Consider the following 25,946-nt stretch of genomic DNA (forward strand, 5'->3'; position numbering starts at 1 on the left):
CTTCGTGCCGTGTGGCGCCAGGCGCGGCACGGCACGACGTGAATCAGGACCTGTTGATATCGAGAACCAGAGCGCAGGCGGCGTCGCGGAACACTGCTTCGGCCTTTGGCGATACGTAGGAAGCGAGCTCGGCCTCGTAGCCGCCCTCGTCAAAGGTTTCGCGCAGGGGAAGATAGCCCTCCGTGCCGTTCGTATAGCCGCCGACGAATGTGACGGCGAAAGACGAGGCTTGCCGGATGGCTTTTCCGGTCGCGGCAAACAATTCCATTGGTGCCGTAACGAAGACCGCATCACCAATGCGGATAGCACGGATCTCGATCGGGACGGAGACCGTCCCTTGTGCACGTTTTGCCATCCCGAGGAGCATGTCGGCGCGGCGGGCGCGGAAGTGGAGATCCGCAAAGTGTTCGGGGGTCGACGTGCCACGATCGAGGCCAAGAAACTCGGAGCGTGTCTGCGCGGCCTTGCGCTCAAGGCTCTCAATCGGTTCAAAGGCTCGAACCGGCAGCGCGACAGTTACCGCACGAACCGCGACCCTGACCGGGCTGTCGGGGAGATACGTCCTGTTCCAGAGTCCCAGTGGCGCTCCGGATTCGACCACATGGCTGAAGCTTTCCTCATAGGGAGCGGGTTCGAGGGCGAGAAGCGTGCTGGCGGCATCGGCGGCAAGGCGACGCCCGATCTTCTCTGCAACCCGGACATCACCTGTCAACGCGTCGTAGGGAATTTGATCGCCTGCACATCCTTGCAGGAAGATACAGGTTCCCCCGACGAGGCTCTCAATGGAGTGTTTGAGAACTCCCGGAAAGTCGGAGCTGATCGATGAGTTCTGGTGAGCAAGCACGATAGGATGCGTACCGTATCCTACAATCGACGCGATGGTCTCGCCGTCGAGGTCGTCAAAACGCACAAGGGAGAGCGTCGTGTCTCTCTCGCCGCCTTCGTTCTTGCTGACGACCACTCTGCCCTCCGCCGTCCGATAGCGCCGATGCATCGTCACTTCGCTTTTCCCATAGGCGGCCGCCATCCGAGCGGGACGCAACGCCGAATGGGCCTTTATCGCCGCTTCTCGCACCGCATCTCGCACGCGGTTCCGGTACGCCGGCATCAGGTGCATGCCCGGTAGGTCTGCCGATGCACCGTTCGAGGTCTCGGCGTTCCAGACCGGGGCGCTGTGCGTATGGGTCGCGGCGATGCTTATATGAGTTGGCGTGATCCCTGTCGCGGATGCGATCTCAGCACGGAACTCATCAGCCACGGGTGTCGGAAAGCCGGTTACATCGACATCGACGATCATGACGGTTTGGCCGTCGCTCTCCAAGCAAAGGGCGGTTGCGAAGAGCGGAAGGTGAATGCGGTCGGCAACCTCGTGTGTCCGGGCGCCCCACAATGTATGGGCAATCCCCACCGGCGGTGTGAATTCCTCGCGGCCTGTGCCAACTCTCAGCATATCAATTTCCTCTTGATCAAACATAGTCGCGAGCAATTGCTGCGCCGCGAGATCCGGATAGGAACGCAAAGTCGCAACCCTGATCGGCCTGAAGAACATGATCGATGAAGAGACGCTCGTAGCCACCAGATGGGACCGGGGGAGCCGACCATTCGGAACGCCGACGGCTGAGCTCCTCCTCAGACACGTCGAGATGCAGCCGATTGGCGGTGACGTCGAGCTCGATCCGATCACCGTTTCGAACCAGTGCAAGCGGCCCACCGATAGCAGCCTCAGGCGTCACGTGGAGGATGACTGTGCCATAAGCGGTCCCACTCATGCGCGCATCGGAAATGCGCACCATGTCGGTGACACCGCGCTCGAGGAGAGAGCGGGGAAGCCCCATGTTTCCGACCTCCGGCATCCCGGGATAACCGCGGGGGCCACAATTTTTCAGCACGAGAACACAACTCTCATCAACATCGAGATCGGGCGAGTCGATTCGCGCGTGATAGTCATCGATATCCTCAAACACAACCGCGCGACCGCTGTGACGAAGGAGATGCTCGCTCGCCGCAGACGGTTTCAACACGGCGCCGTTCGGGCAAAGGTTGCCTCGTAGAACCGCAATTCCTCCATGCGCGGTGACCGGGCGGTCGAGGGGGCGGATAACCTCCTCGTTCTCTACCTGGGCGCCGCTATTATTCTCTCCTATCGTCCGGCCATTGACGGTGAGTGCATCCGGCTCGAATTGCCCCGCATCCAGAAGGCGTCTGATGACGGCAGGCAAGCCGCCGGCATTATAAAAGTCTTCCATCAGATAACGCCCGGACGGCATGAGGTCGACGATCGTTGGAACACGCCGTCCGATCCTATCCCAGTCGTCAAGGTTGAGGGAAACACCGACCCGTCCGGCGATTGCCTGAAGATGAAGAACGGCGTTCGTCGACCCTCCAATCGCCGCATTGATGCGGATTGCGTTTTCGAACGCCTTGCGGACGAGAATCTGTGAAGGCACGACGCCGCCGTGCACCATGTCGACGATCCGGCGGCCGCTCATAAAAGCGAGCACGCGGCGACGCGCATCCACCGACGGAATAGCCGCGTTACCGGGGAGAGTAATTCCCAAAGCTTCAGACAGGCAGGCCATGGTTGACGCCGTTCCCATGGTATTGCAAGTGCCAGGCGATCGGCTCATGGCGCTCTCGGCAGCAAGGAATTCTTCTTCCGTGATAAGCCCCGCGCGAACTTCCTCGCTGAGTCGCCAAACGTCGGTTCCCGATCCAATGACACGGCCCTTGAAGCTACCGCTGAGCATCGGGCCGGCCGAAACTAGAATCGTTGGCACGTTGCAGCTCGCCGCGCCCATGACGAGAGCGGGGGTCGTCTTGTCGCAGCCGGCAAGCAGCACGACCCCATCAATGGGATTGGCACGAATCGTCTCCTCGACTTCCATGCTGGCGAGATTGCGGAACATCATCGCAGTCGGGCGCATGTTCGATTCACCGAGGGACATGACGGGAAATTCGACCGGCAAGCCGCCTGCCTCGATTATGCCACGCCTGGTCTGCTCCGCGAGGTCTCTCAATTGTCCATTGCAGGGCGTGAGTTCCGACCAGGTGTTGCATATGCCGATTACCGGCCGGCCATCGAAAAAGTGCGGAGCCAGGCCTTGGTTCTTCATCCAGCTTCGATGGATGAAGGCGCCCTTACCGTTCCCCGCGAACCATTCTGCCGAACGCAGGCCCTGTTTCTCTTTTGTCATCGTTCCCTCGGAAATCCGCGCAGCCAGCTGGCTGACGATGCGTCATCTATATTCCGCCATTGATTTATCGTTAAATCAAGAAGATTTTAATTGGAATGAGTGGTAGCGAATGTCGATGACGGGACTTGATCCCGCAGGCGGTTTGGAGGGCGCGGATGGGCGGGAGCGATGCAACGGAGCGGATGCAGCCGCCATCTTTGCGCGACGTGGCGCGCCTCGCCAACGTTTCAGTGATGACGGTTTCGAACGTCATCAACGGACGCACGGCCCGTGTCGGAAAAGACGTGGCGCAACGTGTTCACGAGGTGATCGAGGAAATCGGTTACAGACCCCAGCGTCGCGGCCGGAGCTTGCGTCTTCAGCGGGAATTTGCGATCGGCCTCACGATCATGCACCCCGATAGGCGCTTTCTGGATGACCCCTATATCACCCAGGTTGCCGCCGGGATGAGCAACTTTCTTGCCACCATCGGCTACGGCCTTATGGTCAATGGCGTGCAGGATCTCAAGGACCTCGAAACCGCAACCCGGCGTGTGGCGAGTTTCGACGGGCTCGCAGTGATGGTATCCGGTCAACGCTCGGAACGGAATCAAGCTTATCGCATATTATCGAAGCTGCATTGCCCGATGCTCATCGTTCAGGATACGCCGCCGCGCGGGATGGGCGCCGTAAGTTCTGTCCTCCAGGATGACCGAGGCGGGGCGTTCCGGCTCGCCCGATCCCTGATCGATCTCGGGGCGCGTCGGATCCTGCTCGTTGTGCCGAGCCAGAGCTGGCCCGCGGTCGAACGCCGGCGCGATGGAATTCTCGATGCGGCTGCAGGACACGCCGAGGTTGATTGCCTGTCCTGTGATGAAGCCGATTTCGACAAGACGATTGAGACAATCGTGCGATATCTCGGCCAGGACCAAGTTCCTGATGCGATCATGGGAGCCAACGATCAGATCGGGGTCGCGGCAATTAGCGCGGCCAAGCGATGCGGCCTCTCGGTTCCCAAGGACATCATGGTGACCGGATTCAACGCATTCTGGTTTCGCAATCTGTCGTCTCCTTTGCTCACGAGCGTCACGTCCCCCGCCTATGAAATAGGACAGGAAGCGGGTCGCGCTTTGATCGCGCGTGTCGAGCAGGAGGGCGGACCTGGGCAACACCTCGTCTTGTCAGTCGAGATTGCCAATGGTGGCACGCTAAGGCGGGTCAACCGCCGCTGACAGGGGAGAGACCTTCCCGTTTGAGAAGGCGCTCCAGGCATTCGATCGCTCAGCCGACGCTCGCGAACCACCTCGCTAGGACGATTTCCGCACCGTGGAGCGAGCGCTGACCTGATGATCCAGCGTTGCTCCTCAATGTGTCAGCATCGAGCGTGTATAGTCATCAAATGCCTACGCAACCGCAGCAAATGCTGATCTGGTCGAGTTCACGCAATGGAGACGAACGGTGACGATCGCACTCCGCTTGCCTTCTCGTCAGCGATGATCTGATCCGATACCTTTTCGGCAACCATGATCACGGGGATGTTCAAGTTTGCGCGGGGAGCAGACGGCATGATGGACGCGTCGGCCACGCGCAATCCCTCGCAACCAATCACACGGGCGCTTTCGGGCGCGACCACCGCCTCCCTGTCTTGCCCCATCTTGCAGGTGCCACAGGCATGCCATTGGCCAAATGCGTTTGCTCGCACGTAATCCTCGACGGCATCCTGATCAGAAAGAAGGTTCTCCAGAGTGATTCCACCAGAAACTGCCCGTCGGAAGAATTCACGGCGAACGGGAGGAAGCAGATCGATCACCAGTGCCAACGGCGCCGTCATAAGGTAGTTGCGGACGCTCTGCCGTCCTAGCGACTTGGCGAAACCGCTGTAGCTTGACGGTCCGGGGGTCTCGACCAGGCCTGACAGCGCCGGTGTGGCGAAGACCTTTGCCATCAAGTGAACGGATGCGGACAAGCGACGCAGATCCCGAGAGTCGGACAAGTAGTTGAAACTCGCCGTCGGCTCTGCCGCGGGATCCGCGCTGACCAGTGAGACATGCCCCTTGGACTCGACAGTATTTATCCAAGAGATCAGCGTCGCAATCCGTCTCCCGAGCGGATGCCAGGCCGATTTCGCGACCATCATCATGAACATGTCGGAGGCACCGCACCCTTCTTCGCCGGAGCTGTAACGAAGCCCGAGGTGGATATGGCGTCTCGTGGTGTTTGTCAGGCGGGCGGGCGGCTTCAGGAACGCCGAAAGCGAGATGCCTGGATGTTCCTGAAGGTTCTGGCCGACCCCCGGCAAATCGATGTGACACGAGATCCCAAGCTTCCGTAGCTCGGTCGCGGGCCCAATCCCGGAGCGCATTAGAAGCGCTGGCGAATGCACCGCTCCGGACGATACGATGACCTCGCGCCCGTCGAGCCGCTCGGACTTGCCGTCCCGAATGACATTGACGCCGGTGATCCGATTGCCGTCCACGACCAGCGTCAGGACTTGCGTGTCTGTCATGATTCGGAGATTGGGCCGCTTCCTGGTTTCCGCATCGAGGTAGGCCATCGCGGCTGACACACGATGCTCGCCATTGTTCGAAAGGGTCATGGCGAAGTATCCGTCGCCATAGACTCCATTCTGATCCAAGATATTCTCGTACCCTAATTCACCGAACGCATCTTCCGCGGCGCGCGAGACAGGGGGCCAAAGGGCGTGCGGAATGCGATGAACCGGAATCGGACCATCCGATCCATGCAACGGACCTGAGAAATCGAGATCGGTCTCCAGCTTCTTGAAATAGGGAAGTACCGATGACCAATCCCACCCTGTGGCGCCCATCGCCGCCCAACCGTCGTAATCGTCCGGGGTACCGCGGTTAGCGATCTGGCCATTGATGCTCGAGCCGCCGCCAAGCAGCTTTGGCTGCTCGTATTTGCGCTGCTTTGCTACGCCGGGCCGATTGTGGAGATTCGGTTCAGTCGTAACATTCAATCCCTGCCAGTGGTTGCGCGGATCGAAGGCTGCCCGACCAGGATAGGTATCGAGGATCGCGGATCCCTCCTCACCTGGCTTTACGTCACGCCCTGCCTCGATGAGCAGCACCTTGCGCTGCTTGTCAGCCGAGAGTCGGTTTGCGAGTACGCAGCCGGCACTGCCGCCACCGACGATGATCATATCCCACATAGCAGAGATCCTTATTGTTGCCCGGGACGGCCGGATGCGAAGAAATCGGCGCCGGCCTGGGCCACGACGTGATCCTCTTGTGTCGAACCAGAGCTGACACCGATTGCCCCGACGACCACGTCTCCGAGCTTAAGAGGAATTCCTCCGGCAAGAGTGGTGAAGCGTCCGCCAAGGAGATTCTGGATGCCGAAACCTGGCTCTCCGGGGATCGTCACGGGCGCAATGTCTCGCGTCGCTTTCCGCGCGCCTGCTGCCGTGAAGGCTTTGGCCAATGCAATTTCGATGGAAATGAACTTGGCACCGTCCATCCGTCGGAACGCCACGAGATGACCCGCCTCATCAACAATAGCGATGTTTTGCGGCACACCCATTTCGGTGGCCCGGGCAGCGGCAGCGTCGACCACGGCGCCTGCTTCGGCAGCATCGATTGTTTGTAACTTACGCATTTTTATTCAACCTTTCACGGAACCCTTAGTCAAACCCGACACGATCAAGCGTCCCAGCAACGCAAACGTTATCAGGATCGGGATAATGGCGAGCATTGCCGACGCGGTTAGCGGCCCCCATTCGCGGCCGAAGAAGCCGATGAAGTTATAGATCGCGGGTTGAATCGGCCGCAGTGCCGGGCTGTCGACCATGACCGAACTCGCCACGAACTCGTTCCATGATCCGACGAAAACCAGTACGCCGGCAGCGCCAAGCGCGGGCCTGCTCAGCGGCAGGATTATATGGCGCAGGATGCCGAAATGGCTCGCACCATCGGCGATAGCTGCTTCATCAAGTTCCTTCGGGATTCCCTCAAGCGTTCCCTTGATGATCCAGATCGCCATGGGCAATTGATGAGCGGTGTAGATCAACGGAAGTGTGAACCAAGCGTTCGTCAGTCCGAGTTTCGTAAAATACAGGTAATTCGGGATCAACAACGCTGCCGCGCCAAGCGAAAGCGGGATGCTAGCCACAATCAGCAGGAAAAGCGGTTGGCGGAATGGAAAGTTGAACCGATCGAAGGCGTAGGCGGCAGGAAGCGCCAGCGCGAGAGCTGACACGACCGTGATCACACAATAAATGAGGCTTGCCTGCATGTTGCCGAGAAAGCCGCTTTCGATCACCCGCTTATAGTTGTCCAGCGTCGGCGCGAAATCGAAAATAACGGGTGGAAACCGAAACAGATCAGGCTCGGCCTTGAGCGAAGTTAACATCCCCCACACCAGGGGAAGCAGATTGAGGATCATGAGCAGGCTGAAAAGAGCCGCAATGATGATTCCCCCTACGAGGGGCAAGGCACGCCGCCGCGACGGCAATACCCTCTCATGACCGGCAGACAATCGGGCCGTGGCGACTGAGTTCGCTGACATTTTGATCCTCAGGTCTTCCATTTGGCGAGCCGGACATAGGCCAGCACCAACAAGACGTTTCCAAAAAACATTGCCAGCGCGAGAGCCGTCGCGGAACCAAGGTCGTACGTGATGAAGGCGCGGTCGAAGACATCCATCGGCAGAATGCGCGTCGCATCGCCAGGGCCCCCGCCCGTGAGGACTAGCGGTGTTTCGACGGTGTTGAGATTGGAGAGTGTCAGGACGATCGCCACGAGCAGCAGCGGCGTCTTCAGCAGCGGGAAAGTAATGCGCCTGAAAATCTGCCAAGGGGTGGCGCCATCGATCCGTGCCGCCTCCTCATAATCATCCGGAATGCCCTTCAGACCTGCGAGGAGAATGATCACCGCGTAACCGATGCGTTTCCAAACTGACACCGCGATAAGCAGCGCCATGGCGGAGTGAGGGCTGTTGAGGAGGTGGATCTCATCGAGACCCATCATCTTTACGATTGAGCCAGCAAGGCCGATGTCGTTCACAAATACCCACCGGAACAGAAGAGTCGCGACGACCGTCGAGATGATCCATGGAACGATCACGACCATCTGCACGAGAAATCCTCGCCGTTCCCCGAGCTTGTGGATCCATACCGCCAACGCAAGGGAGAGAACGATCGTGATGGAGACGGCTGCCCCAGTAAAGATGATGCTGCGTTGCAGCGTCCCGGGCAGTGTCGGATCGGCAAGAAGATCCTGATAATTCTGCACGCCCGCAAATGTAGTAGCGGCTCCGTACTGAATATGGAAAAGGCTGAACCACACGCCATAGAACACGGGGGAAAAAAGCACGAGCGTCAGCAACGCGAACGCTGGGATAATATATTGGATGCCAGTGTATTTCGGATGCATTGCGACTCTCAGTGCAGAGGGCTCTTGCTTGGAGGGCGCGACGGATTGCCGTCGCGCCCGTTCCATGTCAGCGCTTGTGCTGCCGGTTGAATTCGGCTTCCGCTCGCTCAAGCGAAGTTTTTACGTCCTCGCCGTTGACGAGAATACGCTGGCCCGCCTTGTTGAGCGCCTGGCGGTATCCACCAGCGGAGAAGTCGATCGGCGCCAGCCAGCCATAGTTGGCCGAGCCCTCCGAAGCGACGTTCAGATACGCTTTGCCGGGCTGCTTGGTAAAGTCACCGAGCCCATTCAACGTCGACTGCAGGCCGGGAGACTGACCTCCAGATGTCACCCAAAGCTTGTCGCCATCCGGCCCGAGCATGTACTCGACGAATTTACCCGCCTGTGCCTTGACCTTGCTGCCGGACCACACCCCGACGGCCCACCCCGCCATGACAGCAGGCGCGTGCTTCACGTCGCCGCTTCCAGGCCACAGCATCATCCCGACCTTGTCGTCTCCCAGCTTGGATTGGAGCGTCGATACGCGCACGCTGGCACCGAGAATCATCGCCGCCCGCCCCGACGCGAACTGCTCGTAGACATCGTCCACTGTCCAGGTCGCGGCTTGCGGCGGCGAGACCTTGTGTTCTTTTATGAGGTCTGTCTGGAACTTCATGGCGGCAACGCCAGCCGGGCTGGCGAAATTCGCGCGGCCATCCTTCTTGAAAATACCCTCGCCGCTTGCAAGAACCATAGGGATCATCAGCAAGGGGTCAGCCTGATGCTCGCTATATCCTTGGGCGAAGCCGTAGCGCACGATTTGTCCAGATGTATCGGTCACCGTGAGAGCCTTCGCGGCTTTCACGAAATCGTCCCACGTTTTAATGGTCGCAGGGTCGAGGCCGGCTTCTTTGAAGAAGTCTGGACGGTATAGGATCGAGATGTAGTTTCGCGACGTGAAGAGCGCGTACTGCTTGCCGTTCCGGTTGGTGAGGTCCCAATAGGGTCCTTTGCGATCGGCGATCTGTTCGGGTGTCCATTTCTTGATGAACAGGTCGTTGAGATCGGCGAGCGAACCCGCCCCAATTGCGTCGCCAAGAAAATCCGTCGCTGCCCAAATGATATCCGGCGCTTTCCCAGCGCCATGCGCAGCGAGAAACTTCGGTGTGAGCTGGTCGAAAGCGTGGGTTTCCGTCACGATTTCGATATCCGGATTGGCGGCCTGAAAATCGGAGACGATCTTCGCAAGCGTCACCTCGCGGGGCGTAGTTCCAGCTGGATTAAGGAAGGTCCACATTCGGACGGTCGCCTTCTGTGCCAGCGCCGGGAATGGAATCGACGCAACACTGAGCGATAACAGGCCGGCTGCGATAGACGCTTTGAATGATGGTTTCATGGTCTCCTCCAGGTGATTGTTCGTTTCGTTTGGCTACTTGCCGGCGAGCGCTTCTGAGCTACGCTTTTCTGCCAGATCGTCTAATGCTCCACGTTGCGAGCGCGTTAGATGCCGCCGTGCCGCTTTGGCATAAGCAACTTTGTCCGTCGCCCTCAGGGCATCGATGATTGCGTGATGTTCTTCGGCTTCGTACACCATGCGCTCGCGCCACGAGGTGAGGCCGCGCTGTACCCACGCACCGAGAACCTGCATCTGGATCCCACGATAGAGCGATGCGAGCATTCTGTTGCCGCTCAATTCGACGATCTTGTTGTGAAACGTCGTGTTGAGATCGAGCTTGTCGCTGTGGCTGATCGTTGCGACATGTGCGTCGAGTTGTGCCTGAATTGCCGTCATCTCTGAAAGCACATCCGGGTTCAATTCCCCGGATTTCAGACGTTCGATCAGGATCTCGCCTGCTGTGAGTTCGAGGCCGAGGCGCACCTGCCAGAGTTCGACAACCTGCTTTGCGTCGGGATGTCGTACATGAAAGCCCCGGCGCTGCACGGATTCGATGAACCCTTCCGCCGCCAAGCGCATGAGTGCCTCGCGTACGGGTGTGAGACTGACCCCGAACTGCTCCGCAAGCCGTTCCGGGTAGAGCCGGAAACCTTCTTCGAAATAGCCCGAGATGATCATCTCGAGCAGCGTGCGGAACAACGTCTCGTTCAGCGTCTCGCCGGGCTTGCCGATAAGTTCGCCCAACTGCGTTCTGTCGCGCACGGACACGGGCATCAGGCGACCTCGTTTCGACGATATTCGCCAGAACCGAGTCGGTACTTGGCGAGCTTCTCTAAGTGTGGCTCTCCCGCGTGTCCCGGCTGTGCTTCCGCGATAAGGCAGCCATTTTCCAAGCGGACGGGATGAACCCCGAGATTGTCCCGAAGCGGGTTAAGCAACCTGTTGGCTTCATAGGAATGGAAAGCCTGTGCTGCTCGGCAAGCATGGAGGGATGCTCCAACCGCTACGCAGCCACCCACGCCGTGCGGCGCCATCTTGATGCCCGATTGCTCACACAACGCGCCTACATCCAGCAATCCGGAGACGCCACCCGAACGGGTGATATTCGGCTGCAGAAAATCAACGGCCTCGGCCTCAACCAGCGCCTTGTATGCATCCATCGTGAACTCATTCTCGCCCGCCGCAATCGGGACGGGAGATGCGCGCCTCACCTGAGCAAGCGCCTGAGGATTGTCGGGCGGAATCGGCTCCTCGAACCAGCCGATATCGAAGGGTTCCAGCGCAGATGCGATCTTGATCGCCGTGGCGACATCGTATGCGCAGTTCGCATCGACGAAAAGCGGCATCGCAGATCCGACGGCCTCGCGGACTGCCGCCAAGTGCGCCACGTCGGTGTCGCGACCGCGGCCGATCTTGAGTTTGATTGCCGTGAACCCCTGCTCGACGAACGACAAGGCCGCCTGAGCCGAGGCCTCCACCGTCTCATGCATTCCAACGGGGCTCACATAGGTGGCGACAGGGCCGGGCGTCCCGCCGAGAAGCGTTGCGAGCGGAACACCTTTTGCTCTCGCCTGCAGGTCCCAGAGCGCGATGTCGACACCACTGAGCGCTTCCATCGCGGGACCGCGTGTGCTCCCCAGCGCTGCGAAATAGCGGCTGAGATCGGCCATCATTTCGGCCGGGCGACCGACTGTAGCGCCGATGAGGAAAGGTGCGACCACATGATTGACCAATGCGCTCGCCGCATACGGATGAGGGAGGCCGAACGCTTCACCATAACCGACCGATCCGTCATCGCCTTGGACGACCACCAGCGTTGTCACCTGCCCGGTGCGTTTGATCCGTCGAAAATGGCTGGCCGGCGTTGAAATGTGCGGCGGGACTTTGTCCGCGCCGCCAAAAATATCGGCGAAGGAGGCTTGGAGTGGAATTGCGGTCAGGCTCGTGATCTTCATTGCTTTTCCGATAAATTATAATTTATATAATATAAGACCCACCCGTCGGAAGCCGTCAAGAGAAAACTGACGATCCGAAAAGCGCCGCGACATCGCGCAGATGAGAAAAGGGAAGAGAATGGCAGCTATCGACGTCTCGCATGTGCGAAAGAGCTACGGCACCGTTCAGGTGGTTCACGGCGTGAGTATTGCGATTGAAGATGGAGAGTTTGTCACGCTTGTTGGCCCATCGGGCTGCGGGAAGTCGACGCTGCTCCGAATGATTGCCGGCCTAGAACCGATCAGCGGGGGAGAGATCAGTATCGGCGGTCGGGTTGTTAACAATCTGCCGCCGAAAGAGCGCGACATCGCGATGGTCTTCCAGAACTATGCACTCTACCCTCACATGACGGTCGCGGAGAACATGGGTTTCTCCTTGAGCCTGAGGGGCGCATCGCGCCAGGAATTTGATACCAGCATCAACCGTGCGGCGGAAATCCTGGGACTCGGACATTTGCTCAAGCGCTATCCAAGGGAATTATCTGGCGGCCAGCGCCAGCGCGTCGCAATGGGCCGGGCGATTGTGCGCGATCCGGCGGTGTTCCTCTTCGACGAGCCGCTTTCAAACCTCGACGCAAAGCTTCGCGTGAAGATGCGCGCCGAAGTCAAATCGCTGCATCAGCGTCTCAAGACAACAACGGTCTATGTGACCCATGACCAGATCGAAGCTATGACAATGGCAGACAAAATTGTCGTCATGCACGATGGCGTGGTAGAGCAGGCAGGCGCGCCGCTGGAATTGTACGACTATCCGGTAAACCAATTCGTTGCGGGTTTCCTCGGATCTCCGGCGATGAATTTTCTCGACGGCCAGATTGAGGAAGGCCCGGCTCCTCACTTTCGGCTAAACGGCAATACCGTCTTGCCCTTGGCAAGCCTTCCAATGAAATGCCGCGCCGAAGCCGTTCTCGGAATTCGGCCCGAGCATATCACCGTGCACCCGGATGGCGTGCCGGCTGAGATTCTCATTGTGGAGCCAACCGGCTCGGAGACGCACATTGTGGCGCGAGTTGCCGACCATGATGTCGTTGCCGTTCTGCGGGACCGGTTCGACGGAAAACCCGGAGACCGCATTTCATTGCGCCTGGATCCGGCAAGGATCCATCTTTTCGATAAGACGACTCAGATCAGGATTGCAAGTTGCTGAGAGGGACTGCGCCCTAACACCTCTGAAGGACCCGAGATCGCCAGCAACGTCGCGGCGCTGCGATTTCGCTCAAGCCGAACGGATCACGAGGGTCAAGTTCGCAGAACACGCTACGGCTGGCCTGGCGGCGGAGCCAGCCGCATGCGCCCTGTCGTATCAGTCCTCCTTCGGCTCAAAACATAGTTCAGGGAGGATCACTTGAGACACACCAGGGGAAGATGACATTGAACCTTCCCTATATCATCGGACAGAGTTGCCCCAGCCAGACACAGACTTCACGACCATAAACTCCTCCAAGCCCCAGACACCGCCTTCTCGAGCGCCGCCGGAGTGTCGAACACCGCCGAAAGGCGCTCCAGCACCCCGCGGCTGCCCGTTCATCTCAATCATGCCCGAACGCAACCGCCGTGCTACGCGATGTCGTGTCTCGCTATTCTGGCTCTGCACATAATTGGTGAGCCCATAGAGAGTGTCGTTGGCGATCTCCACTGCTTCATCCTCGGTGTCGAACGGGATGATTGACAGGACTGGTCCAAAAACCTCCTCTTGTGCGATGGTCATCCCGTTTGCGACGTCTGCGAACACAGTCGGCCGGACGAAGTAGCCCCTGTTGAACCCCGAAGGCCGCCCAGGCCCGCCCGCGATCAGCCGAGCGCCTTCGCGAACACCAATCTGGATCAAAGACTGAATCCGATCGAACTGGCGTGCCGACACCACGGGTCCGATGTGGGAGCCTGGCACATCGGGGTCCCCCACGGTGATGGTTTCTGCCACGCGTCGGGCCGTCTCGACTGCGTCTTCGTAGATCGCTCGCTCAACAAGCATCCGTGTTGGGGCATTACAGCTTTGGCCGCTGTTTGAGAAGCATTGCTTCACACCGCGCTCGATAGCCTGATCGTCCGAATCTGCAAAAACGAGGTTTGCCCCTTTTCCACCCAGTTCCAAGGCAACACGTTTGAAAGTGGCAGCAGATCCCTGGAGCACTTTGCGTCCGGCCCCTGTGGACCCTGTGAAGCTGATCATGGAGACATCAGGATGCGAGACCAGGGCAGCTCCCACTCCCTCACCGTCGCCTTGGACAAGGTTGAATACCCCGGCCGGCACTCCTGCTTCGTCGATGATTTCAGCCAAAAGCATGGAAGAAAGTGGCGCGTATTCCGAAGGTTTCAGCACCATTGTGCAGCCGGCTAAAAGCGCCGGAATGACCTTGAGAGCGACTTGATGCATTGGCCAGTTCCACGGAGTGATCAGGCCAACAACGCCGATAGGTTCCATCAGAATACGGTCGTGCGGCGCGTGATCTCCGAGAGGACGGACGAATTCGAAGGTCTCCATCGCCTTCAGAAAGTTTGTCATGTGGCGCATAGCGGCTGGCGCCTGCCGTGAAATTGCAAAATCGATCGGAGCGCCCATTTCCACGGAGATGGCTCGGGCTACCTCGTCCACCCTTGCAGAATAAATCGTGCGGATCCTCTCGACCAGGGTGATCCGCTCCACGACATTCGCCGATGACCAGGATGGCAACGCAGCCTGCGCTGCCGCAACAGCGGCATCCACGTCGCGCGCGCCACCCAAGGCAACAACACCGACGGCCTGCTCGGTTGACTGATTGATCAGGACGTGTTCGCGGCTTGAGTGCGCGCGCACCCATTGCCCGCCAACGTAAAACTTTCTTAGTTCAAGCATATCGTTTGGCTCTTTGGATATTTGTGTGGTCACCAGGCGCCGCAACACCATCGAAAGTATGAATCAGCTGGCCGGGGACGGAGAGATGAATCCTCTCGCCCGGCTGCACGGATGTCCGGCCACGAACAATAACACGAACGACGTGACCACTGATGCGGGCGGTGATTTGCGTCTCCGATCCAGTGGGCTCCACAACCGAGACCGTTGCCGGCCAGCCAGAGCTGGAAAGCTCAAAATGTTCGGGGCGGACGCCGATGGTAACTCTGGTCTGCGCAACGCGGTTTGTGAAAGGCAACTGAAGCCTGGTTCCGTCCTCCAGGATGAGTTGGGACGCGTCGCCAACATTGCCCTCGAGAAAGTTCATTGGCGGCGAGCCAATGAAGGCCGCTACAAAACGGCTGGCCGGGTTGTCGTACAGTTCGAGCGGCGGCCCCTCCTGCTCGATCACGCCGCCATTCATTACCACAACCCGGTCGGCTAAGGTCATGGCCTCAATCTGATCATGGGTTACATAGACTGTTGTGGTCTTTAGCCGCTGATGAAGCTCTTTGATTTCAGAGCGCATCTGAACTCGCAGCTTCGCATCCAGGTTCGACAACGGTTCGTCGAAAAGAAACACGTTTGGTTCACGAACGATAGCTCGTCCCATCGCTACTCTCTGGCGCTGGCCACCCGAAAGAGCTCGCGGCTTGCGATCTAAAAGATTTTCGAGTCCCAAAATGCGCGCGGCGTTGTTGACGCGGCTTTCAATCTCGGTTTTCGGGCTCCGGCGCTGGCGCAACGCGAATCCCATGTTGTCGCGGACATTCATGTGCGGATAGAGAGCGTAATTCTGGAATACCATCGCAATGTTGCGATCTTTGGGTGCGATGTGGTTGACGATCCGATCCCCGATGGCAATCTCACCATCAGTGACATCTTCCAGGCCGGCGATCATTCTCAGCAGTGTCGACTTCCCGCATCCGGATGGCCCGACCAGGGCAACGAACTCTCCTTCGTTAATATGAAGCGAAACGCCGTGTAGTACCTCGACGCTACCATATGATTTGCGGACATCGCGAATATCAACGGTTCCCATTGCAGTCCTCACATTCTGTATCAAAGCGGGTCGGACAGCGATGCTCGAGTGCTGCTGCGTCGTTGGATCAAAAAGGCTAGGCCGTCCGAGCGTTATGGCCCGATAACGCTGATTGCTCTGATAAGGAAATCACCGGTAATTCTCTCATGTTCTTTGGCCATCTCCGCAGCAGCCTTGAAGTCGCCCGCACGCAGAAGATCCCGGATCTTCCGATGCTCCTTCTGAGCCTGCTCCAAGCGCTCACGCTGCGGCGGAATACCGTGCCTTTGGCTCGACATCAGACCGAGCATGTTGCTCAGAAGCCTGTGGCACCAGGGCGACTGCGGATTATCGCATAAAAGCTCATGAAGCTCATAGTTCTTGGATGCAAACAGCTGCAAGTCTCCACTGTGCAGAGCCTGGTCCAAGGCGTCGATGACCTCGTCGATCTGATTGAGGCGCGCTTCGTTGAAATTCGGCGCGCCCAGTTCGATGGCCAACTCGCAAATACGCCCGCGCAATGCGCTGATCTCACGGATCTGGTCCCCATGCAGGCCTTTCACTACGGCTCCGACGTGACTTTGGACTTCCAGCCAGCCTTCTGACTCAAGGCTGCGGATCGCCTCGCGGATCGGAGTTTCACTGATTCCGAGCGCAGTGGACACTTCACGTGTCGTAATCCGGTCTCCCGGTCGAACAGCGCCGGATAGCACCATATTCTGGATATGGCGGCGGGCCATTTCCGTTTTCGTCACATAGATATTCGGATGTTGCATAAGCTGTTCCAGTACTGCCTCGCGAAAGGGGGCGAATTATCCCTTCGTCGCTCCATCGGCTAACCCTCGTATCAACCACTTTTGCACCAGCAAGGCGAAGATTACGACCGGCACCACTGTGATCGTCCCGACGGCTGTCAGGGCACCCCAGTTTGCACCGTTGATGGTGTCTCCCGCAATTCCGGCAATCGCAACAGGGATCGTGGAAGCAACGCGGTTTGTCAGGACCAAGGCAAAGAGGAGTTCCTCCCATGCGAGGATCATACTGAAAATCAGGGTTGAGATCAGACCCGGCAGAGAGATCGGCAAGATGATCTTGAAAAAAGCGCCGTATCGCGAGCAGCCGTCAATCATGGCCGATTCTTCGAGCTCTGGAGGTAGAGAGATAAAGAAACTCCGCATCAGCCACATGACATAGGGAATGAGGAAGGTGCTGTAGGCCAGGATCAACGTGATGTGCTTGTCGGTAAGGCCAAGCTGCCGGGCAACCAGGAACATCGGTACCGCCAATGCGATCGGAGGGACACCGCGAGAGAGAAGAATCAGGACCCCGAACGTCGCCGCGCCGCGCAGCCGGATGCGCGCGAGCGCGTAGCCCGCCATTGTGCCGACGACGATTGACAGCAATCCCGACCCTGCGGCGACGATGACGGTATTGATCAGGCGGCGCTCGATATCAGCTCGCCGGAAATACTCCACGTATGTGGCAAAAGTCGGCGTGAAGAAAAACTTGGGTGGAGTGGTAAATATGTCGACCTGATGCTTGAACGATGTCAGCACCATCCAGAAGACGGGGAACAGAAAAATCAGGGTGATCAAGACTCCCGCGAGGACGCGGATCCGATGCCCCATCCGGGTCTGCGAGCGAAGTCCAGCGGCGGTGGCGAATGTGCTCAAAACTGTTCCTCCAGCTTCCGGCTGCCGTACAGGAAGACACCAGTCAGGATCATCGTCAGAACAAGCACGATAACGGCCATGGCAGACGATTCAGCAAACCGGAGAGATCTGAACGCCTCTTCATAGATGAACAGGTTGATGACATTCGTGGCCTTCCCGGGCCCGCCATAGGTTGCCGCAAGAACAATGTCGAACATCTTCACGGCACCTAGCCAGCGGATAACGAATGTAGCGGCGATGATCGGGACGAGCAGCGGGAGCGCGACAGACCAGAGCGTTGCCCACCACCCCGCGCCGTCTATCTTCGCGGCCTCGAAGACGTCTTTCGGCAACGCCAGAAGTGCGGCCGTGGCGATGAGTACGATGAACGGCGTCCACCGCCATGTGTCGATGATGATGACCGCTGCCATCGCCAGGTGAGGATCGCCAAACCAATCCAACGGGCCGATGCCGATCGTCTGTAGTGCGTGGTTCATCAGCCCCCAAAGGGGGTCCAGGATCATGCGCCATATGCCGCCGGCCACAACTGGCGCGACAACCATTGGGATGATGAACAGCGCCCGCACCGCGCCTCGCCCCGACCACTCGGCATTGATCAAAAATGCGATCGAGAAGCCGAGAACGATTTGGAGCGGTAGCGCGATAACGAGGTACACCAAGGTCACTTGGAGCGCGTCCCAGAAGCGGTAATCGCTTAAGACTTCCTCATAGTTGGACCATCCGACCCATTCTCCGGCGCCGAAGGTTGATAGATCAAACTCCGTAAAGCTGATGTTGATGGTGTAGAAAATCGGGTAGGCGAGCGTGATCAAGAGGAGCACGATCGACGGCATCATGAACGACCATCGTGATATCAGGTCGCCTGCTCTTCCCCGTGCAACACGTCGGGTGCCGTGAATTCTCGAGTTTGCCAACACGTGCGCTCTTTCGTTCTAATCTGCGTCGCGGTAAATCTTGCCGCGCGATCGGACCGGCTCCAGCAACGACCAGTCGCCCTGTGGAACAGCAAAGCCAACAGGAAATGGTGGGCGAACTTCCATTCCGACCGACGACATGACGCGGTCATCGCGGTAGTAGCATCGCACCGTCACCGCCTCGACAACTCCGGCGAGATCGGGGCGGCCGGATCGAAACCTGGAAAGCAGCGCCCGTTGCTCGATCGAAGACAAGACAGCCAACGGGCCTCCGGCCATTTCGGTGATGGCGTGAAGAGCTTGGCGTAGCGCCGGCAGGTCTCGGCCGATGGACCTCAGGATATCGGCAAAGATGGCGGGATCCGTTGCGCCCGGAAGCCCGAGCTCCTCACTTGGCGGAATCATGTGGCTGGCAACACAATGAAGCGTCTCCTGTTCGGCAGGGGACAATTCATCGAGGGCTATCGTCTGCGATGATGCAATCATGTCGGCTCAGTTGAACAGGTCATAGATGCGGGATTTGATCTGGTCGGCAACGTACAGGGCGACGGCCTGAATCGTCGCGGTTGGGTTGACCCCGCCGGATGTGACGAAAACGCTGCCATCTACAATGAAAAGGTTCTTTACGTCGTGGCTGCGCCCCCATGCGTTCACGACAGATCGTTTCGGATCGTGGCCCATGCGTGCTGTTCCCATCAGGTGCCAACCCGCATAGGGCAAGGGCGATTTGAAAGTGATGTCACGTGCTCCCGCGGCCTTGAGGATCTCGATGCCGCGAGCAACGGAGTGATCCAGCATTCTTTGGGTGTTCTCACCGATCCTGTACGTAATTTTCGGTGCTGGAATCCCGTTGATGTCCTTCAAGTGGGGATCCAGGGTCACCCGGTTGATCTCTTCGGGAAGATCTTCGCATATGGAGACCATCCCAGCGCTCCGACAGAAGAGCCGGCGGAAAGCCGCGTGGTGCTCGTCACCCCATGGCAGGAGACCGTCGGCAAGACCCGTGGTCGCTGTGCGGACCGGCCCCAGTCCCCGCGAGAACTGATAACAGTATCCCCGCTTGAAACCTCGCGCCGGGTCCGTCTCGTAGAACTCCATGCTCCAGATGCAAATCGGGGGGCCGCGGTAACCGTCGAGCGGTTCATCGAAATGTCCCCGGATCTGGGCGTAGGGATGGAACATCAGGTTCTTCCCGACCAGACCGCTCGAGTTCGCGAGCCCGCCGGGAAAACGTTCCGAGGCTGAGTTCAGGAGGATGCGGGGCGTCCCGATTCCGTTGCAGGCCATGATAACAATCTCGGCGGGCTGGAATCTCTCCTGGCCATCCGGATCGAAATAGTAGGCGCCGGTCGCCATCTGCTCGTCGTTGGTCTCGATTCGGCTGACCCGGCACCGCGTACGAAGTTCGACGCGGGACCGCACAGCCTCGGGCCAGTAGGTGACGTCCGTGCTGGCTTTGGCACCTTGCGCGCAGCCGGCGGGGCAATGACCCAGATTGATGCAAGGCGCACGCCCTTGGTACTCTTGCGTTGAGATCGCGCTATCGGACGGCCACCAGTGCCACCCGAGCTTGTTCATCGCGCTACCCAGCTTTTCGCCCGTCCGCCCGAGCGGGATAGGAGGCATAACAGCGTCCTTGGGTGGATAGGCCGGGTCACCGGCCAGACTTGCGACGCCCATCATCTGGTCGTTCAAAGCATAAAACGGCTCCAGCGTACGATAATCGATCGGCCAATCATCGGCGACGCCATCGAGGGAGCGAACGCGAAAGTCCGAGGGGTGCAGACGGGGAAAATGCCCGGCATAGAACACTGTCCCGCCACCGACACCGTTGTAGTTGGCTATCTTGATCGAGGAGTCGTCCTCGTTAATGGGATAGTCTGCGGCCAATCCTCTGCGGTTGGGGCTTATAGAGTAGTCTTCGGACTGCCGGGCTTCCCAGTCTCGACCTGTGCTGGGAAAGTCAGACGACCGCGGCCAATCTCCCTGCTCCAGGCACAGGATCCGCATTTTTGTATCGGCCAGGCTCCAGGCAATCGCCGCCCCTGAGGCACCCGCTCCGATGATGAGGACGTCGACAGGTTCGTTTCTGGTAACACTCTGCATCTGGACTTTCCTTGCAGTCTCACATCTGCGTCAGACGGAAAGTCGCGGGATTGGTGTTTTCTTGGCAGGCCCGACAGAATCGAGAGGCGGGTGCGCGCGCAGTGCTGCCTCGATCGGCTCGGTGCCCCAGCCCGGCCGGTCGGGAACGATCAAATAGCCATCCTTGTATACCGGGAGGTGCGTAAAGAGGTCAGCGTCCCAAGCCACCCGGTCGATGTCGGTTTCCATAATCCGCATATTCGGGACGACGGCACTGAAATGCGCATTCATCATCGTGCACAGATGTCCATAGAAGTTATGGCACGCCACGTTCGTTTCGTAAGCCTCCGCGGCCGCTGCGATCTTAAGAGACTGCCAAACGCCGTTCCATGGGGTATCGATGATCGCTACGTCCACAGCCTGTTCGCGGAAGAAAGGCAAAAACTGTTGCAAGCCGATCAACGTCTCGCACGACGCGATCGGATGTCGGCTTTGCGAGCGGATGTACGCCAGCGCTTTTGGATCGAGCGTATCTAGCTCGATCCAAAAGAGATCCAGATCCTCAATTTCGCGCAAGAGCTTCAGGTAGCCCTCGGTTCTGGCATTGAAGTTGAGATCCAGCAGAATATCAACATCCGGGCCTGCTGCCTCGCGCATCACTTCGAGATGCCGGCGCAGATCCTTCAGAGTTTTACGGTCGACATTGCGGGCAGGATCATGCGGCCTGCCGAAACCCGGAGACCAACCACTAATCCTGTCATCCCCGTCATAATGGAAGATGTTCGTCTTGAGCGCTGTGAAACCTTTTTCACCAACCTCGCGTCCAATCTCTCGAACGCCATGAATATCGGTGATGCCGGGTGTATAATGCTCGGTGCGAGCGCGGTAGGATACACAATGTGACCAATAAACCCGGATCTTATCGCGGACCTTCCCTCCAAGCAGAGCATAGCAGGGCACATCAAGGGTTTTTGCCTTCACGTCGAGCAGGGCATTCTCAATGGCGCCAAGGGCCTGCCCGATGACACCTCCCGCGCCTGGCCGCGTCGAGTCACGCAAATCCTCTCGAATGTGTTCATGGTTCATAGCACTTTGGCCAATCAGCCGGTGGCCAATCTGCCCTATCACATTGGCGACACCTGGAGATCCGAAGCTTTCATCGAATTCGCTCCAGCCTACCGTTCCGTCCTCAGTCGTGATTTTTAGAAAATTATAATTGCGCCACGAATTGCTGCAGGACAGCGTCCTCACTTCGCCTACGATCGCTTTTTTTGACATTGTTTTCCTCAATTCAATCCGGCGCGATGAAACTTGTCCACTCGTGCTCTTCAGTTGACGCCAAACCGCCTCACCCGACGAAGCGATAGCGGTTGTTCAATTTTTTCGGTGGTTCGTGAGTGACGAGCCGGCTGCACGCGAGGCCACCAGGAGAGGGAAGGGTTTCACCTGCCGCTCTCACAATCAACTCGCGGGCATCTCTGGTGCCCCGGTTATGGGGCTACAATCATTTGAGCGTCGATTTGATTCTGGTGGCCGCAGCTTGAAGCGCCTCTTTCGAGCTCACCTGGCCAGCAATTGCGCGAGCAACCTCGTCGGCCAGCACCTGTTGTGCAGCATTGGATTTCGGGCTGCGGATGCGCCACATCTCTCCTTCCGCAGCAAGCTCGTACGACTGCTGAAGGGTACGATAGACAGGTTCCAGCCACTTTTCATCGGGCTTGCTTCCAAGTGTGGATTTCCGTGCCGGAAAGGACCCGAGCAATGAAGCGTTGATCTTCTCGCCTTCCTTGGATGATAGCCATTGGAGGAAGGCCCAGGACGCTGCCAGATTTTCTGTTTTGCTGCTGATTCCCGCATTCCAGACCCCGCGATGCGTACCAGCTCGATCCGTGCCAACGGGCATCACCTGGATGCCGACTTCATCCTCTTTGAGCGTCGTCGAGTTTGCGTCGATCGCTGTCGCTTTGTACACACTTCCCCAGTTGAACATGACGGCGACTTTCCCCTGGCGGAAAGCCTGAAGTGCCTCAGAGTACCCATGTCCCAGAACACCCGGTGGACCGTATTTCGCTAGATCCTTGTGCATATCGAGAGCCTTGGCCCCGACTTCATTGTTGAATGCCGGGGCTCCGGACTGGTCAAGCAGCTTGCCGCCGTTCGAATTCAGTATCGCTTGCCAGATCGTGGGCGTAAGAGAGTCGCGAACGAAGTAGGTGTCCACAGCCCAGGCGTCTTCCTTGCCGTCTCCGTTGGTATCCTGCACCAACGTTTTAGCCTGCGTAAAAAACTCGTTCCAGGTTAGTTTGGGCGTTGGTTCGGGAACGCCAGCCTTTTTGTACAACGTCCGATTATAGAACATGAGCAGCATGTTCGAGCGAACCGGCACCGCATATTGCATTCCCTTCCACTCGCCGGCCGCTAGCGGTGCTGCGTTGAAGTCCGCCCAGTCATAGTCTGCGCTCGTGATCGCAGCGACGTCTTTGTTCTTGAGGTCGGCAAGAGCCCCGATGGCTGCAAGCTGTGGCACCCAAGGGTCGTCAATAACGAGAACGTCGTACTCTGGGTCGGCATTAATCGCATCAAGCATCATCTTGGGTAACAGTTCCGCATATGGAACCCCGTCGATAACGACCTTCACATTTGGAAACCGCTTATTGAACTCCGGCACTAACTGGGTTTGCCATGTGCTGGCAAAGGCCTCGTTCGCCATAATCCTGATCTCGGCAGGGGCATTCGGACTGCCGAGGCCTTGCGCATGGAGAGTGGCGACAGGCGCCGTCACCAAGACGGCAGCGGCACTCACGCGAGCGAGCATGGATTGCCCGTGTTTCATATTTGCCTTCGATGGTTTCACAAATCTCTCCCTTGCACATTCTATATTATATAGAATATTTCCCGGGGAATGAGTCCTCTGTCAAGCGCCGATTTCTCGGCCCGCCGCAAATTTTCAGAGTTTTTGGCTACCGTGGCTCGTCAACGGTGCGCAAAGCGGCAGCCCTTGCGCCAACGCAAACCGCGCTGCGACAGGACAGGACACGATGGACGGGAGTCCGTTCGCGGACGCTAAGGGCGGCGAAATCCGCGCGATGCGAGGCCGGCGCCGCAGGGCCGGATCCGTCAGAGCTGACCACCGTCGCCCCATCGATCAAGCAATGCGCTATAGGCGACGTCCTGATAGCGGGACAGCAGAAAGGCCGGCGCGTAGGCGGGCAACGCGGCCCCTGTGATATGGCGGGCGATGAGCTCCCCGCCTGCGCACGACGCCATCACACCGAAGCCTGAGAACGCGCACGAGATGTAGGCGCCCTCAACCGCAACGGGCCCGATCAGCGGCCGGTTCTCTTGCGTCCTCATGTAGTAACCGCCGTCTATGTAGGGCCGCGGCGTCTTCCCGTTGTAGGCCTTGAGCGCCGGCACCATCGTCGACATGCCTCGAAGCGCGATCTCAGCGTAATGGGCCGGCTCGGGCAGCGGGAAGATCGGATCGACCGCATCGCCATGGTGGTTGAAGAGGATGAGCGTTGCCGATGCCCCATCAGGTCGCCCATGCACGCCCTCGGGAAATGTCCCAAGGAGCCATTGCGCCTCCTCATCCTCAGCGAGCGCGGCGTGTTCCTCATCGCTCCAGGGTAGATGCTGCTCGTCGAGCCAGATCAACATCGGCGCGTTGCGCGGTAGGGCGCCAAGCGTGTCTGAGAAACTGACCTTGTAGTGACGCTCGGCTCTGATCGGGAGATCGACGCCGATCATGCGCGCCATCTCGGCTTGCATGGGTCCCCCGGCGAGCACGACATGCGTCGCCGGGAGCGTCTGGTGTTCGTCCTGCTGTTCGACGTGAACCGCACGAACACGGCCGCCGGCCGTGTCGATGCCGACGACCCGGCCTCTCATGACTTGCACGCCCCGCGCGCGTGCCGCTTCCAGCATCACCATTCCGAGCTGCTGGGCGCTGAGCCAGCCGGCGCGCCGGGCGTGCACGACCGCGACCGTCTCCGGCGCCAGATAGGGAAACTGCCGGCGGATCAAGCTCGCATCGGTGATGACGTCTGCGCCCGTCAACGTGCTATCGAAATCGCGTTCGGACGACGGCGTATAGGCACTCTGCGCCGTATCGTGAAACCTGGCGGGGCCTCCGCCATTCGCCTCGGCCGCTTTCGCCATGGTCTCAAGAAAAGGAATCTTGCTCGCATCGGCGGTCGCGAACACGTAGCCACGACGATTGAGATTGATGCGGTTGCCGGTCGCACGCGCGATTCCCTCAATGAGATCGAGGCTGCGGTTCATGAACGCGGTCATGGCCCAATCGGGGCCGGGCCACCAATTGCGGTAGGCTTCGGTCGACTTATCCGACGTAAGTGAGAGGGGATTGCCCTCGTCGACCAACACTACATGGTCGAGACCATGTTCGACGGCAAGACTATAGGCCGCTGCCACGCCGGCGATGCCGGCGCCGCAGATGACAACTTTCGACGAATGGGACATTGCGGCCTCATGGATCAAGCCGCTCACCGCAGCCCTGAGAACGCCCTCATATACCAGACAGAGCGGAAGGCTGCTGTTCTTTTTAGGAAGAGGGTCCGAGGGTCGCGTTGTCAGGAAAATCGGGAGCGATTTCTAGTGCGTGAGGTCCGATCCAGGGAGGCCGTCCACCTTGAAATCATAAACGGGACGCGAGGAACGCAACACGGGGAAACGAGCGCTGTCATGGACTTGAACCCAGCGACGGACGGATGCGTCTCTCGTGATCGGGTTTCTATCTCGCTTTTTGGCGGAGCGACTCGAACCGCGCGAGCTGGTCCGCCTTCAGCGTGTGATCCTTATTGTAGCCGACGTAAATCGTGAACATCACCCCACCTTCTTCGTTGATGAAGCGCAACGAACAGGAGCGTGTGCCGAAATACGGTCGGTCAACGAAGTAAATGTATCTGCAGCGGTCCATCCGTAGATGGCCGCCGATCGGGCTGTCGCCATGCACATTGAAATAGCCATGGCCGAATTCTCCGGGAGAAATGGCGCCTTCGCACTCGAAGAAGCCATCGGCGGTGTACACCACGAACGTGATTTGACCCCAACTCGTCAGATCACCCCAGATCTCCTCGAACAAGCTGCCTGCGACGCGGGACGCAACGTCGGAAGACAGGCAGTCGAGGACCGCCTGCATCGACACGTCGCGCTTTTCCGCGATCATCTCGAGAACGCCATCCGGCTGTTCGGCAAGGTCCTGTCGGATCAGGTCGCCCATCTTGTTCGTCAACGGCACGCTCCGTCTTGAAATGGCAAGTGTTGAAGGATTTTGGCGACGGTTCCGTTACGAATATTCGTGACTTTCGCAGAGCACAGAAGGATCGCCGGCGCTTGCGGGTGGTCCTCTAAGCTGAAAAGCGCCAGTGGTCAAGCAATGACCTGAGAGTTTTGCGGGTAAATCTTACGATGAAAAAATAGAAACCTT

Annotated in this window: 22 protein-coding genes; 2 read left to right on the plus strand and 20 right to left on the minus strand. The window is 58.6% G+C overall.

Translation table 11 applies throughout. The annotated features are described in order from the left end of the window. Window positions 1–43 precede the first annotated feature (43 nt). A complete protein-coding gene (locus tag FEZ63_RS18440; RefSeq protein ID WP_162419782.1) occupies window positions 44–1,450 on the minus strand; it encodes a neutral/alkaline non-lysosomal ceramidase N-terminal domain-containing protein in 1,407 nt (468 codons plus the stop codon). A 16-nt stretch (window positions 1,451–1,466) separates the two neighbouring features. Continuing rightward, a complete protein-coding gene (locus tag FEZ63_RS18445; protein ID WP_150947203.1) occupies window positions 1,467–3,194 on the minus strand; it encodes an IlvD/Edd family dehydratase in 1,728 nt (575 codons plus the stop codon). Between the two features lie 155 nt (window positions 3,195–3,349). Between FEZ63_RS18445 and FEZ63_RS18450 the strand changes: the two genes are divergently transcribed. Further along, entirely contained in the window at window positions 3,350–4,405 is a 1,056-nt protein-coding gene (locus FEZ63_RS18450; protein ID WP_150947204.1) for a LacI family DNA-binding transcriptional regulator, read from the plus strand. Between the two features lie 206 nt (window positions 4,406–4,611). Here FEZ63_RS18450 and FEZ63_RS18455 read toward each other — a convergent pair whose 3' ends face one another. The 7 genes from FEZ63_RS18455 to FEZ63_RS18485 all read right to left on the minus strand — a co-directional run bounded on the left by FEZ63_RS18455 (window position 4,612) and on the right by FEZ63_RS18485 (window position 11,896). Beyond that, window positions 4,612–6,345, minus strand: a complete 1,734-nt coding sequence (locus tag FEZ63_RS18455; RefSeq protein ID WP_150947207.1) for a GMC family oxidoreductase — start codon at window positions 6,343–6,345, stop codon at window positions 4,612–4,614. Window positions 6,346–6,356: 11 nt separating this feature from the next. Further along, entirely contained in the window at window positions 6,357–6,791 is a 435-nt protein-coding gene (locus tag FEZ63_RS18460; RefSeq protein ID WP_150947209.1) for a GlcG/HbpS family heme-binding protein, read from the minus strand. A gap of 6 nt (window positions 6,792–6,797) precedes the next feature. Beyond that, the gene (locus FEZ63_RS18465; RefSeq protein WP_162419783.1) at window positions 6,798–7,700 is read right to left on the minus strand and encodes a carbohydrate ABC transporter permease; all 903 of its coding nucleotides are present in this window, start codon (window positions 7,698–7,700) and stop codon (window positions 6,798–6,800) included. An 8-nt stretch (window positions 7,701–7,708) separates the two neighbouring features. Continuing rightward, window positions 7,709–8,566 (minus strand): carbohydrate ABC transporter permease, encoded by an 858-nt coding sequence (locus FEZ63_RS18470; RefSeq protein ID WP_162419784.1) that lies wholly within the window; start codon window positions 8,564–8,566, stop codon window positions 7,709–7,711. A gap of 67 nt (window positions 8,567–8,633) precedes the next feature. Next, complete coding sequence (locus tag FEZ63_RS18475) at window positions 8,634–9,941, minus strand: ABC transporter substrate-binding protein (RefSeq protein ID WP_150947215.1); 1,308 nt, start codon at window positions 9,939–9,941, stop codon at window positions 8,634–8,636. A gap of 33 nt (window positions 9,942–9,974) precedes the next feature. Beyond that, window positions 9,975–10,715: a GntR family transcriptional regulator gene (locus tag FEZ63_RS18480; protein WP_150947217.1), complete on the minus strand. Its 741-nt coding sequence runs from the start codon at window positions 10,713–10,715 to the stop codon at window positions 9,975–9,977. Further along, window positions 10,715–11,896, minus strand: coding sequence for a mandelate racemase/muconate lactonizing enzyme family protein (locus FEZ63_RS18485; RefSeq protein WP_150947219.1), 1,182 nt, complete (start codon window positions 11,894–11,896; stop codon window positions 10,715–10,717). The genes FEZ63_RS18480 and FEZ63_RS18485 overlap by 1 nt, the downstream gene beginning before the upstream one ends. Before the next feature lie 118 nt (window positions 11,897–12,014). On the opposite strand from FEZ63_RS18485, the gene FEZ63_RS18490 reads away from it, so the two are divergent. Beyond that, window positions 12,015–13,082 carry an ABC transporter ATP-binding protein gene (locus tag FEZ63_RS18490; protein ID WP_150947221.1) on the plus strand — a complete coding sequence of 356 codons (1,068 nt, stop codon included), beginning with the start codon at window positions 12,015–12,017 and terminating at the stop codon, window positions 13,080–13,082. A gap of 240 nt (window positions 13,083–13,322) precedes the next feature. Here the strand turns inward: FEZ63_RS18490 and FEZ63_RS18495 are convergent, their stop codons facing one another. From FEZ63_RS18495 to hutX, 11 genes are all read right to left on the minus strand, one after another. Next, window positions 13,323–14,768: an aldehyde dehydrogenase family protein gene (locus FEZ63_RS18495; protein WP_150947286.1), complete on the minus strand. Its 1,446-nt coding sequence runs from the start codon at window positions 14,766–14,768 to the stop codon at window positions 13,323–13,325. After that, a complete protein-coding gene (locus FEZ63_RS18500; RefSeq protein WP_150947223.1) occupies window positions 14,761–15,846 on the minus strand; it encodes an ABC transporter ATP-binding protein in 1,086 nt (361 codons plus the stop codon). Before FEZ63_RS18500 ends, FEZ63_RS18495 begins: the two co-directional genes overlap by 8 nt. A 92-nt stretch (window positions 15,847–15,938) precedes the next feature. Beyond that, complete coding sequence (locus FEZ63_RS18505; RefSeq protein ID WP_150947225.1) at window positions 15,939–16,601, minus strand: GntR family transcriptional regulator; 663 nt, start codon at window positions 16,599–16,601, stop codon at window positions 15,939–15,941. Between the two features lie 36 nt (window positions 16,602–16,637). Continuing rightward, window positions 16,638–17,498, minus strand: coding sequence for a carbohydrate ABC transporter permease (locus FEZ63_RS18510; protein WP_150947227.1), 861 nt, complete (start codon window positions 17,496–17,498; stop codon window positions 16,638–16,640). Further along, complete coding sequence (locus tag FEZ63_RS18515) at window positions 17,495–18,334, minus strand: carbohydrate ABC transporter permease (RefSeq protein WP_150947229.1); 840 nt, start codon at window positions 18,332–18,334, stop codon at window positions 17,495–17,497. The genes FEZ63_RS18510 and FEZ63_RS18515 overlap by 4 nt, the downstream gene beginning before the upstream one ends. A gap of 96 nt (window positions 18,335–18,430) precedes the next feature. Continuing rightward, window positions 18,431–18,898 (minus strand): hypothetical protein, encoded by a 468-nt coding sequence (locus FEZ63_RS18520; RefSeq protein ID WP_150947231.1) that lies wholly within the window; start codon window positions 18,896–18,898, stop codon window positions 18,431–18,433. A 6-nt stretch (window positions 18,899–18,904) separates the two neighbouring features. Beyond that, on the minus strand, window positions 18,905–20,518 hold the full coding sequence (locus FEZ63_RS18525; RefSeq protein ID WP_150947233.1) for a GMC family oxidoreductase: 1,614 nt from the start codon (window positions 20,516–20,518) through the stop codon (window positions 18,905–18,907). A 30-nt stretch (window positions 20,519–20,548) separates the two neighbouring features. Then, on the minus strand, window positions 20,549–21,775 hold the full coding sequence (locus tag FEZ63_RS18530; RefSeq protein WP_150947235.1) for a mandelate racemase/muconate lactonizing enzyme family protein: 1,227 nt from the start codon (window positions 21,773–21,775) through the stop codon (window positions 20,549–20,551). Between the two features lie 226 nt (window positions 21,776–22,001). Next, complete coding sequence (locus FEZ63_RS18535) at window positions 22,002–23,351, minus strand: ABC transporter substrate-binding protein (RefSeq protein ID WP_244622877.1); 1,350 nt, start codon at window positions 23,349–23,351, stop codon at window positions 22,002–22,004. A 263-nt stretch (window positions 23,352–23,614) separates the two neighbouring features. Beyond that, a complete protein-coding gene (locus tag FEZ63_RS18540; protein WP_150947237.1) occupies window positions 23,615–24,979 on the minus strand; it encodes an NAD(P)/FAD-dependent oxidoreductase in 1,365 nt (454 codons plus the stop codon). 271 nt (window positions 24,980–25,250) lie between these two features. Further along, window positions 25,251–25,751, minus strand: a complete 501-nt coding sequence (hutX, locus tag FEZ63_RS18545; protein WP_244622878.1) for a heme utilization cystosolic carrier protein HutX — start codon at window positions 25,749–25,751, stop codon at window positions 25,251–25,253. Window positions 25,752–25,946: the final 195 nt, after the last annotated feature.

It is taken from the genome of Microvirga brassicacearum, assembly GCF_008757455.1.
In the GTDB taxonomy this organism is placed as follows: domain Bacteria; phylum Pseudomonadota; class Alphaproteobacteria; order Rhizobiales; family Beijerinckiaceae; genus Microvirga; species Microvirga brassicacearum.